Annotated in this window: 8 protein-coding genes; 5 read left to right on the top strand and 3 right to left on the bottom strand. The window is 64.7% G+C overall.

Annotated features, from left to right (window positions below):
* Window positions 1-302: 302 nt before the first annotated feature.
* Entirely contained in the window at window positions 303-1,049 is a 747-nt protein-coding gene (gene rlmB / locus PTE30175_RS17155; protein ID WP_150698282.1) for a 23S rRNA (guanosine(2251)-2'-O)-methyltransferase RlmB, read from the top strand.
* A gap of 73 nt (window positions 1,050-1,122) precedes the next feature.
* Here rlmB and tal read toward each other — a convergent pair whose 3' ends face one another.
* A complete protein-coding gene (tal, locus tag PTE30175_RS17150; protein WP_150698281.1) occupies window positions 1,123-2,073 on the bottom strand; it encodes a transaldolase in 951 nt (316 codons plus the stop codon).
* A 175-nt stretch (window positions 2,074-2,248) separates the two neighbouring features.
* Between tal and rpiA the strand changes: the two genes are divergently transcribed.
* On the top strand, window positions 2,249-2,941 hold the full coding sequence (rpiA, locus tag PTE30175_RS17145) for a ribose-5-phosphate isomerase RpiA (protein WP_150698280.1): 693 nt from the start codon (window positions 2,249-2,251) through the stop codon (window positions 2,939-2,941).
* A gap of 35 nt (window positions 2,942-2,976) precedes the next feature.
* Window positions 2,977-4,029 (top strand): zinc ribbon domain-containing protein, encoded by a 1,053-nt coding sequence (locus PTE30175_RS17140; protein WP_150698279.1) that lies wholly within the window; start codon window positions 2,977-2,979, stop codon window positions 4,027-4,029.
* 202 nt (window positions 4,030-4,231) lie between these two features.
* Here PTE30175_RS17140 and PTE30175_RS17135 read toward each other — a convergent pair whose 3' ends face one another.
* Window positions 4,232-4,507 carry an oxidative damage protection protein gene (locus PTE30175_RS17135; protein WP_150698278.1) on the bottom strand — a complete coding sequence of 92 codons (276 nt, stop codon included), beginning with the start codon at window positions 4,505-4,507 and terminating at the stop codon, window positions 4,232-4,234.
* Between the two features lie 73 nt (window positions 4,508-4,580).
* A complete protein-coding gene (argA, locus tag PTE30175_RS17130) occupies window positions 4,581-5,930 on the bottom strand; it encodes an amino-acid N-acetyltransferase (RefSeq protein ID WP_150698277.1) in 1,350 nt (449 codons plus the stop codon).
* A 42-nt stretch (window positions 5,931-5,972) separates the two neighbouring features.
* Between argA and hrpA the strand changes: the two genes are divergently transcribed.
* Together hrpA and PTE30175_RS17120 are read left to right on the top strand one after the other, a co-directional pair.
* Window positions 5,973-10,070, top strand: a complete 4,098-nt coding sequence (hrpA, locus tag PTE30175_RS17125) for an ATP-dependent RNA helicase HrpA (RefSeq protein ID WP_150698276.1) — start codon at window positions 5,973-5,975, stop codon at window positions 10,068-10,070.
* A gap of 193 nt (window positions 10,071-10,263) precedes the next feature.
* Window positions 10,264-11,256, top strand: a complete 993-nt coding sequence (locus tag PTE30175_RS17120; protein ID WP_460940660.1) for a YVTN family beta-propeller repeat protein — start codon at window positions 10,264-10,266, stop codon at window positions 11,254-11,256.
* Window positions 11,257-11,290: the final 34 nt, after the last annotated feature.

The raw sequence follows: 11,290 nt of genomic DNA, 5'->3' as shown, positions 1-11,290 counted from the left end.
GCCGGCGCCGATCGGCAAGCGGCCGGCCAAGCCGAAGTCGCCGCAGGTCAAGGCGGCCCGCGCCGAGCGCGCGGCGGCCCCGGCCAAGCGTGGCGGCGGTGGTGGCAGCAAGCCGTCGCCGGCGGGGGCGAAACGTACGAAAAAACGGCATTGAGCGGTTCGCGCCGCCGGCATCGCGTGGGCGGCGCGCACAACCTTCCGGTCCGATCGGACCGGGCGAGCGGCGGCGGTGACGCATGGCGGACCGCCGCCGTTTGCTTGCAGAGGCTCGATGCCGCAGGATGAATTAACAGGATGTCACGATGAGTCAATTGAAACTGCTGTTCGGCTTCCATGCCGTGACGGCGCGCCTGCGTCATGACGCAGGCAGCATTGAAGAAATTTTTTTCGACCCGACGCGCCGCGACCGGCGCATGACGGATTTCCTGAAGCACGCGGAAGCATCGAAGGTCCGCCTGATCCAGGCCGATGCGCAGCGCCTGTCCGGCCTCGCGGGCGGCGCTCGCCATCAAGGCGTCGTTGCGCGCGCGCGCGAAGTGTCGCTGGCGCTCAATCTCGACGAATTGCTTGACGGTATTTCGGGGCCGCCGCTGCTGTTGATTCTCGATAGCGTGACGGATCCGCACAACCTCGGGGCGTGTCTGCGCGTGGCTGACGGTGCCGGCGCGCATGCCGTGATCGCGCCGAAGGACCGCGCGGTCGGCCTGAACGCGACGGCCGCCAAGGTGGCGAGCGGCGCGGCGGAAACCGTGCCCTACATCACCGTGACGAACCTCGCGCGCACCCTGCGCGAATTGCAGGAACGCGGGATCTGGGTGGTGGGAACGTCCGACGACGCGCCGCACGACCTCTATCACACCAAGCTGACGGGGCCGCTCGCGATCGTAATGGGGGCGGAGGGCGAAGGCATGCGCCGTCTTGTGCGCGAGAATTGCGATGAGTTGACCAGCATCCCGATGGCGGGCGGTGTGGAAAGCCTGAATGTGTCCGTGGCCAGCGCCGTATGCCTTTACGAAGCGGTGCGTCAGCGCACGGTCACGGCGAGCTAGGCCAGCGAGGGACGCCCCGGCGCGGCACGCCGGCCGGGTTCGTCCACGGGGACAGTCTGGCGCCGCCCGGCGCTCAGCGCAGCGCCGCGATCAATCCTTCGAGCTTGGCCGCGTCGGCCGCAAACAGGCGGATTCCTTCGGCGAGCTTTTCCGTGGCCATTGCGTCGTCGTTCAACTGATAGCGGAACGACGGCTCATCGGTCGCCACGCGCTCGATCGTGGCGTGGCGCGCAGCTTCCGGATCGAGCTGACGCGGCGCGTTGCCTTCGGCCTGCTGGAGTTGTTCGAGCAGGTCCGGGCTGATGGTCAGCAGATCGCAGCCCGCGAGCGCCAGGATCTGGCCGGTCGATCGGAAGCTTGCGCCCATCACTTCGGTGTCGTGGCCGAAATGCTTGTAGTAGCGGTAGATGGCCGCGACGGAGCGAACGCCCGGATCATTGGCGCCGGCATTGGCGGCTTCGTCCCAGTTCGCGCCGGCGGACTTCTTGAACCAGTCGTAGATCCGGCCGACGAAGGGCGAAATCAGCTGCGCGCGTGCTTCGGCGCATGCAGCGGCCTGCACGAGCGAGAACAACAGGGTCATGTTGCAGCGAATGCCGTCGCGCTGAAGGATCTCGGCCGCGCGAATGCCTTCCCACGTGGAGGCAATCTTGATCAGCACGCGTTCGCGCTTCACGCCTTCGGCTTCGTACATGGCGATGAGCTTGCGCGCGCGTGCCACGCTGCCCTCGGTATCGAATGACAGGCGCGCATCGACTTCGGTGGACACGCGGCCCGGTACGATATCGAGGATTTCGCGGCCGAAGGCGATAAGCAGGCGGTCAATGATGTCGTCCGCCGAGGCGCCGCGGTTGGCTTGAACGGTACGCGCCAGTATCGGCTTGTACGCGTCCTTCTGCACGGCCTTGAGGATCAGCGACGGATTGGTGGTGGCGTCTTGCGGCGCGTACGCACGGATGGCCTGGAAATCGCCGGTGTCGGCGACCACGATAGTGCTCTGCTTGAGCTGATCGAGTTGGTTCATGACGACATGCCTGGGTTGCGATGGCCGGTGTCCGGAGGACGTTGGCCGGATAAAAATCGAGCGATGCGACGGAGCGCCCGCACCACGGGATGCATCGAAAGCGGCGACGAAAAGCGGCGCAGCCCCGGCGACTCCGGTAAACTTCCGACTTTACCAAACTTTGCCGGAAATCCCCATGACCCAGGACGAACTCAAGCGCTTGGTCGGCCAGGCTGCCGCCGACTATGTGAAACAACACGTGCCCGAAGGCAGCGTGATCGGCGTGGGCACGGGCTCCACGGCAAACTGTTTCATCGATGCGATCGCCGCCGACCGTGCGCGCTACCGCGGTGCAGTCTCCAGTTCGGAGGCGAGCACGGAGCGCCTGCGCGGCCACGGCATCGAGGTGTTCGACCTCAACCAGATCGACAGTCTGCCGGTATACGTGGACGGCGCAGACGAAATCAACGCGCTCGGCCACATGGTCAAGGGCGGTGGTGGGGCGCTCACGCGCGAGAAAATCGTGGCGTCGGTCGCCATGACGTTCGTGTGCGTCGTCGATGCGTCCAAGCGGGTGCCGGTGCTGGGCCTGTTCCCGCTGCCCGTCGAGGTGATCCCGATGGCGCAGGCGAGCGTGGCGCGCGCATTGACGGCCATGGGCGGCACGCCGCAGGCGCGCGTTCGCGCAGACGGCAGCCCGTACGTGACCGACAATGGCTGCACGATCCTGGATGTGCGCGGGCTGCAGATCCTCGATCCGGTGGCGTTCGAGACGTCCGTCAACCAGATTCCGGGGGTGGTGACGGTCGGCCTGTTTGCGCAACGCGGCGCCGATCTGTGCCTGATGGGCACGACGGCCGGCGTCGAGATGACCGACTATCGCAACTGATCGCTTCGGCGCAACGCGGACGATGAGGTGACCTGATGGCCCAAGCACGCCGACTTCCCGAAACGTGGTTCCGACGCGGTCTCTGGCTGATCGCGATCCTGTTCGCGCTGTTTCTTATCGGCCTGGGCGGTCTGGTGGTGGACCGTCTGCCGGGCGTCGCGCCTGCGCCGACACTCGAATCGTTCATCGACAAATCGCGGGCCGACGCCGCCGATGCGGCGATCAAGACGGCGCAAAAAAGGCTCGAAGACACGGAGGCGTCCCTCGAGACGGCGCGGCTGCAGTTGAAGGCGCGCCGCACGGCGTATCAGGGCGGTCGTGAAACGTTCGACAATTGGGTCGCGACGCGCACAGCGACCGCGCTCGCGAGTCAGGATGCCGAGCTGCTGTCCCGCACGCGTGAGCTCGATGCGCTCAAATCGGCGGAGCGCACATCGCAGGAGGCCGTCGACGCGCTCGAAACGCAGCGTCTGAACGGGCAGCGCGCGCTGCAGGCGGCCCGAGCGGCCCGCTTTGCGCTCGACGCGGCGGCGCGCGAGCAACTCGACGGGGTGCAGCGCACGCGTCAACTCCAGGTGTTCGGGGTGCGTCTGGCGATCACGCTGCCGCTGTTGATTGTGGCGGGCTGGCTGTTCGTGAAGCAACGCAAGAGCCTGTATTGGCCGTTCGTCTGGGGCTTCATTTTCTTCGCGCTTTTCGCGTTTTTCGTCGAACTCGTGCCGTATCTGCCGGATTACGGCGGCTACGTGCGATATATCGTGGGGATCGTGCTGACGGTACTGATCGGGCGGTATGCGATCGTTGCGCTGCAACGCTATCTCGCGGCGCAAAAGGCCGCCGAGCAATTGCCCGATGCCGAGCGGCGCAAAGGGCTCAGCTATGACCTCGCGCAGGCGCGTTTGGCGAAATCAGTGTGTCCAGGCTGCGAGCGGCCGGTCAAGCTGGACGACACGGAACGCAATTTCTGTATGCATTGCGGGATTTGCCTGTTCAATCATTGCGGGGTCTGCAAGACGCGCAAGAACGCTTTCGCGCATTTCTGTCACAGCTGTGGCACTGCGGGCGGGGTGTCGCCGCTGGATGTTTGATGGGGGATGCGGGTTACCGCAAACCGGCGGGGCTTGGGCGGTGTCGCAATGATTTGATGCCCGGAGGCCGCCAACGGGGCTAATTTTGCTTCGCAAAATCAGCCCCGTTACCGGCGTCATGCGCCCGGAATCGCCCACGATTTTTACCGCGTTGGCAGTGATTGACGCGGTGTCGGGCGGGCTTGTTGCGGAGACTTTGCCCTTATTCCTGCGTCGGCGGCACGTAGCCTTGCGCCGTGTCAGCGCCTTCGCCGAAGAAGTACTTTTCCGTCTGCTTGAGCAAATATTGACGGGCGCGCGGATCCGCCATGTTCAGACGGTTCTCGTTGATCAGCATCGTCTGCTGTTTCAACCAGGCAGCCCATGCCTCCTTCGACACGTTCTCCCACAAACGCTTGCCCAACTCGCCGGGCACCGGCGGGAAGTCGAGACCTTCAGCCTCGTGGTTGAGTTTGACGCATTGAACCATGCGTGCCATAACTTGCTCCTTCAGATGATGTGTGGGGTAATAAGGGCGCCTTGCCGCGGCAATCCTTGTCGCGGTGACGCACTCAGAGTTTCTTGATCAGGACGAGCGACCGGCGTTGCCAGTTGTACAAGCGACGGCGGTCGGCCGGCAAGTCGTCTACGCCAGCCTTCACGAACCCGCGCTTGAGGAACCAATGCTCGGTCCGGGTGGTGAGTACAAACAGCCGCTCCAGGCCGCGCGCGCGTGCGCGCTGCTCGATGTGGCGGAGCAACCGTTCGCCGTCGCCGGTGCCTTGCGCTTCCGGGTCAACCGTCAAGCATGCCATTTCGCCGACTTTTTCGCTTGGATACGGATAGAGCGCGGCGCAGCCGAACAGGCGTCCATCGTGCTCGATGACAGAGAAGTGGTCGATGTCGCGTTCCAATTGATGGCGGCCACGGCGTACAAGCGTGCCGTCGGCTTCCAGCGGCTCGATCAGTTGCAAGATGCCGCCGACGTCGTCGACGGTCGCTTCGCGCAGGCTCTCCAGGTTCTCGTACGAGATCATGGTGCCCACACCATCGTGCGAGAACAGCTCGAGCAACATGCTGCCGTCGAGCGCGAACGGCACCACGTGCGCACGGCCCACGCCGGCACGGCAGGCGCGCGTGGCGTATTTGAGGTAGAAGGCCGAATCGTGGTCGAGTTGCCCCAGCGCTTGCATGCGCTGGGCATCTTCAAGCGTCAGTTCGCGCTGCAGTTCGTTGTGTTCGTTGAGAATGCCGGGCGCTTCGGTAATGAATATGAGCTTGTCGGCGCGCAGCGCAATCGCGGCGGACGACGCCACGTCTTCCATCGTCAGGTTGAACGACTGGCCGGTGGGCGAGAAGCCGAGCGGCGAGAGCAGAACGATCTTGCCGTTATTGAGCGACAAACGGATCGATTCGGCATCGATCTTGCGCACGACACCGGTATGCTGGAAGTCGACGCCGTCGAGAATCCCGACCGGGCGGCCCGTGACGAAGTTGCCGGAAACGACGCTGATGCGCGCGTTGCTCATCGGTGTGTTCGGCAAGCCCTGGCTGATGGACGCCTCGATGTCGAGACGCAGCTCGCCGGCCGCTTCCTTCGCGGCCTCGAGCGCGGCCGCATCGGTGATTCGCATCTGCTGGGAAAAATGCGACTCGATATTCCGAAGCCGCATCTGTTCCTCGACCTGGGGCCGCGAGCCGTGTACGAGCACGATGTGCATGCCCATGGCGCGCAACAGGGCGACGTCCTGGATCAAGGAGTCCAGTCCGCCGGCCATGACCAGTTCGCCGCCGAAGGCTACGACGAAGGTCTTGTCGCGAAACGCATGGATGTAAGGGGCGACCGATCGCAGCCAGTCCACGAACTGGGCTTGGCGGGCGGTTTCTTCGTCTTCTATGGCGGGGTCGGGTTCGGTCAGCATGATTGTACGTAGGCAAACATCCGGAGATTATAATGCGCGCCCATGGCAATTGAAGAACGCAATCCACATTCGAAGTCCCCGCGTCCCCACGCGCGTCCGTCCGCGACGCCCGATGGGCAGGCGCCGGCACGCCGGAAAACGCTTGACACCCGCATGCCGCCGGCCGAACGCGCCGCGCGCGACGCCGAACGGCTCGCCGCGCGGCAAGCGGCCGCCAACCCCGTGCGCGACATTACGTTTCCCGAGGCGCTGCCCGTGTCCGGCCGGCGCGATGAGATTGCCGAGGCGATCTCGAAGCATCAGGTCGTGATCGTCTGCGGCGAAACGGGCTCGGGCAAGACGACGCAACTTCCCAAAATCTGTCTGGCGCTGGGCCGCGGGCTGGGGGCCGGCGGTGCAGGGCTGATTGGCCACACGCAACCGCGCCGGATTGCCGCGTCGGCCACCGCACGCCGGATTGCCGAGGAACTGAACTCGCCGCTCGGCGAGATCGTCGGCTTCAAGGTGCGGTTCAACGACACGTTGTCGAGCGGTGCGTCCGTCAAATTGATGACGGACGGGATCCTGCTCGCGGAAACCCAATCGGACCCGTTGCTGCGCGGCTACGACACGCTGATCATCGACGAGGCGCACGAACGCAGCCTGAACATCGATTTCCTGCTCGGCTACCTGAAGCAGTTGCTGCCGAAGCGTCCCGACCTGAAGGTCATCATCACGTCGGCGACGATCGATGCGGACCGGTTCGCCCGCCATTTCGGCAGCGGCGACCGCCCGGCGCCGGTGATCGAGGTCAGCGGCCGGCTGTATCCGGTCGAAGTGCGCTACCGTCCGATTCAGGACGACGCGCGCCAGGCCAACGCGGAAGGCAGCCGCACGGCTGCGCGCGACCGTGATCGCGATCTGCTCGACGGCATCGTCGACGCGGTGGACGAACTGTGCCGCGAAGGACCGGGCGACGTGCTCGTGTTCCTGCCGGGCGAGCGCGAGATTCGCGATACGGCCGAAGCGCTGCGCAAGCATCATCCGCCGCATACGGAAATCCTGCCGCTGTTCGCCCGTCTGTCGGGCGCCGAGCAGGAGCGCGTCTTCAAGCCATCGAATGCACGCCGTATCGTGCTGGCGACGAACGTCGCGGAAACGTCGCTGACGGTGCCCGGCATCCGTTATGTGGTGGATGCCGGCACGGCGCGCGTGAAGCGGTATTCGTACCGCAACAAGGTCGAACAGCTGCAGATCGAGCCGATTTCACAGGCGGCGGCCAACCAGCGCGCGGGCCGTTGCGGCCGCGTCGCCGACGGCATCTGCGTCCGGCTGTACGACGAGGCTGATTTCCAGGCGCGCGTGCGTTTCACGGATCCCGAAATCCTGCGTTCGTCGCTGGCCTCGGTGATTTTGCGCATGCAGGCGCTGCGTTTGGCGAAAGTCGAGGAATTCCCGTTCATCGAGCCGCCGCCGCCGCGGGCGATCGCGGACGGCTATCAGTTGCTCGGCGAGCTGGGCGCGGTCGACGAGGTCAACCGGCTCACGCCGCTGGGCCGGGAGCTGGCGCGTCTGCCGCTCGATCCGCGCGTGGGCCGCATGATCCTTGCCGCGCGCGACCAGCAGGCGCTGCGCGAGGTATTGATCATCGCCAGCGCACTGGCGGTGCAGGATCCACGTGATCGACCGCAAGAGGCGCAAGACGCCGCAGACAACGCACATCGTAAGTTTGCGGATGAAAAATCCGAATTCCTGGCGTGGCTCAAGATCTGGAAGTGGTTTGAAGAGGCCATCGCGCACAAGAAGTCGAACCGGCTCCTGGCGCAGGCGTGCCGCGACAATTTCCTGTCACAACTGCGGCTGCGGGAATGGCGGGACGTCCACAGCCAACTGCTCACGGTGGTGCGCGAGCAGGGCTGGCGCCTCAACGAGGTCGATGCCACCTACGAACAGGTCCATCTGGCGCTCCTCTCGGGCCTGCTCGGCAACATCGGCTGCAAGGCGGACGACGATCCCCATTACCTCGGCGCGCATGGCATCAAGTTTCACATCTGGCCGGGCTCTCCGTTGGTGAAGAAGGCGGGACGCTGGATCGTAGTGGCCGAGCTGGTCGAAACCAGCCGTCTGTTCGGCCGTTGCGTTGCGAAGATCGAGCCGGAATGGATCGAGCGCGTCGGCCGCCACCTTGTGAAGACGTCGCTGTCCGATGCGCATTGGGAAAAGAAGGCGGCGCAGGTTGTCGCCTTCGAGCGCGGTACTTTGTACGGCCTGACCATCTACGGACGCCGCCGCATGCACTTCGGCCCGCGCGATCCGAAGCGCGCGCGCGAAATCTTCATCCGCAGCGCGCTGGTGGAGGGCGAGTGGGAAACGCGCGCGCCATTCTTCGCGCACAACCGCAAGCTGATCGCGGACATCGAACAGCTCGAACACAAATCCCGCCGGCAGGACGTGCTCGTCGACGACGAACTGATCTACGCGTTTTACGACCAGCATTTGCCGGCTGACGTTTACGAGGGCGTCAGTCTGGAGCATTGGTACAAGGAAGCGTCGCGCGGCCATCCGAAACTGCTGTACCTCGTGCGCGATGACCTGATGCGGCACGAGGCCGCCGGCGTCACGACCGATCTGTTTCCGAAGAAGACGTCGATGGCAGGCATCGACATGGCGCTGACGTACCATTTCGAGCCGGGCTCGCCGCGCGACGGGGTGACGCTCGCGGTGCCGCTGTACGCGCTGAACCAGGTGGACGCGCGCCGCTGCGAATGGCTGGTGCCGGGAATGCTGAAGGAGAAAGCGCATCTGTTGCTGAAATCGCTGCCGCAGAAGCTGCGCCGACATTGTGTGCCGCTGCCGGAATATGCGGCGGGCTTCGCCGGGCGTGCGCACTTCGGTGGCGGCGCGTTGCTCGATGCGTTGATTGCCGATGTGCGCGAGCAGGTCACGATCATGCTCAAGCCGAGCGATTTCAAGCTCGAACAGCTGCCCGTGCATTTGACGATGAATTTCAAGATCGTCGACGAGCACGGCCGTCAGCTCGCCATGGGCCGGAACCTCGCGCAACTGCGCGCCGAGCTTGGCCAGCAGGCACAGCGCACATTCCAGCAGATGGCGGCCGATAGCGGGGCGGCCCCGGTGGCGGGCACGGCAGGCACGGTGGGTGCAGCCACCGCAAATGCCGGCGCCGGCGCGGCCAAACTGGCCGCCAATGCCGCCCGGACCGACCGTTCGGGCAACGCGAACGCCATGGCGAAAGGCGGTGCCGCCGGTGCAGGGAGTGGGGCCGCAACGCCTGCCGTCGAGCCGGGGCGTTACGACAGCCTCACGACGTGGAGTTTCGGCGAATTGGCGGAAATGCTCGAGATTCGCCGCGGCGGTCAGACGTTGTTCGGCTATCCGGCGCTCGTCGATCGCGGCGACCATTGCGATCTGGAGGTGTTCGACGATCCGGACGAGGCCCGGCGTCAACACCGCGCCGGCCTGCGCAAGCTGTTCGCGCTGCAATTGCGCGAGCAGGTCAAATACCTGGAAAAGAATATTCCGGGCTTGCAGCAGATGGCGATGCAATATATGACGCTCGGCACGCAGGAAGAGCTGCGCGCCCAGATCATCGATCTGGCGCTCGAGCGGGCCTGTCTGGCCTTGCCGTGGCCGACCGATGCCGCGTCGTTCAATACGCGCAAGGACGAGGGCAAGGGGCGCCTGAATCTGCTCGCGCAGGAGATCGCGCGGCTGGCGGGCCAGATCCTGACGGAATACGCGGCGATTCTGAAGAAACTGCCGCAATCGAAGCCGTTTGCGCAGGCGCATGCAGACCTGACGGCGCAGCTGCAACGCCTGATCGGCAAACGCTTCATGGTTGACACGCCTTATGCCCAGCTCGCGCACTTCCCGCGCTACCTCAAGGCGATGGCAGCACGCATCGACAAGCTCAAGGCCGATTCGGCCCGGGACGCGCGCGCGATGTCGGAAATCGGGCCGTTGCTGCAGAATTGGCAGCGGGCGGCGGCGCAGCGGCGCGATCAGGGCGACGCCCGTCTCGACGAATTCCGCTGGCTGCTGGAAGAATTGCGCGTTTCGCTGTTCGCGCAGGAACTTCGAACCCCGATGCCCGTCTCTGTCAAGCGGTTGCACAAGGTCTGGGAGGCGCTCCAGCGCTGAGGTGTGCGCGAACGGTGGCAGGATTGCCGTTTGCATCGCCGGCGGGTGTCAACGCGAAGGGGGCGCCGGGCGTTGAACACTCAGGCGCCGGGCAGGTGTCCGGTGGCGCTCGCCCGTCGAATTGATCGAAATCGAAGCGCGCGAACGCCGAATCCGGGCCTACAATAGCGGAAGTTCAACGAGAGAATGTGCAATGCGTAAAGTTTTGATCTCCGCCGGGATGGCGTTTTCCCTGGGCCTGGCCGCACTGTCCGGCCAAGTTGCGGCGGCGGCCGCGTCTGACGGCACGGTGGTCGTGCTGAATTCGGGCGACGCAAGCGTCAGCCTGATCGATAAAGACACCCAGAAGGTCATCCAGACGTTTCCTGTGGGCAAGGAACCGCACCACTTGATGGCCACGCCCGACAACCAGTCGTTGATCGTGGCGAATTCCGTCGGCAACAATCTCGTTTTCCTCGATCCCAAGACCGGCCAGGTCCAGCGCAAGATCGACAACATCGAAGATCCGTACCAGATCGGCTTTTCGCCGGACAAGAAGTGGTTTGTTGCGAACGGCCTGCGCCTGGACCGCGTCGATATCTACAAGTTCGACGGCAAGAACCTGACGATCGCCAAGCGCCTGCCGCTGGCGAAGATGCCGAGCCATCTGGTCTTCACCGAAGACAGCAAGACGGTGTTCGTCACGCTGCAGGAATCGAACGAAGTCGCCGCCATCGATCTGGCGACGCAGACCGTCCTGTGGAAGCTGAAGGTGGGCGACAGCCCGGCCGGCGTGTGGCTGACGCCGCATGACAAGTTCATGCTCATCGGCATGACGGGTGCGGATTACGCGGCCGTGGTCGATTGGCGCAACCGCAAGATCGTCAAGACGATTCCGACGGGCAAGGGCGCGCACAACTTCCGCTCGCTCGCCGACGGCCGCCACGTGCTGATCTCGAACCGCGTGTCGAACACGATCAGCATCATCGATCAGGAGTCGCTGACGAACGTCGGTGACATCACGGGATTGCTGGCGGGGCCGGACGACATGGAACTGTCCGCCGATCGCAAGACCCTGTGGGTGACGTTCCGCTGGGCGCGCAAGGTCGGCATCATCGACCTCGCCACGCGCAAGCTGATCAACACGATACCGGTCGGCCGTTCGCCGCACGGCATCTATTTCTATGACCGCGCACCGGTGCTGTAAGAAGCCCGCCGGTCTTCGTGAAGCGACGTAAAGC

This window comes from Pandoraea terrae (genome assembly GCF_902459695.1).
GTDB classification, from domain to species: Bacteria; Pseudomonadota; Gammaproteobacteria; order Burkholderiales; family Burkholderiaceae; genus Pandoraea; species Pandoraea terrae.
Note: the sequence above shows the minus strand (reverse complement) of the source record. Positions and strands in the feature narration are given on the sequence as shown.

Bases quoted from the DNA above. Each gene is read 5' to 3' on its own strand.
- rlmB (WP_150698282.1), top strand. From the start codon at position 303: ATGAGTCAATTGAAACTGCTGTTCGGCTTCCATGCCGTGACGGCGCGC.
- tal (WP_150698281.1), bottom strand. From the start codon at position 2,073: ATGAACCAACTCGATCAGCTCAAGCAGAGCACTATCGTGGTCGCCGAC.
- rpiA (WP_150698280.1), top strand. From the start codon at position 2,249: ATGACCCAGGACGAACTCAAGCGCTTGGTCGGCCAGGCTGCCGCCGAC.
- PTE30175_RS17140 (WP_150698279.1), top strand. From the start codon at position 2,977: ATGGCCCAAGCACGCCGACTTCCCGAAACGTGGTTCCGACGCGGTCTC.
- PTE30175_RS17135 (WP_150698278.1), bottom strand. From the start codon at position 4,507: ATGGCACGCATGGTTCAATGCGTCAAACTCAACCACGAGGCTGAAGGT.
- argA (WP_150698277.1), bottom strand. From the start codon at position 5,930: ATGCTGACCGAACCCGACCCCGCCATAGAAGACGAAGAAACCGCCCGC.
- hrpA (WP_150698276.1), top strand. From the start codon at position 5,973: ATGGCAATTGAAGAACGCAATCCACATTCGAAGTCCCCGCGTCCCCAC.
- PTE30175_RS17120 (WP_460940660.1), top strand. From the start codon at position 10,264: ATGCGTAAAGTTTTGATCTCCGCCGGGATGGCGTTTTCCCTGGGCCTG.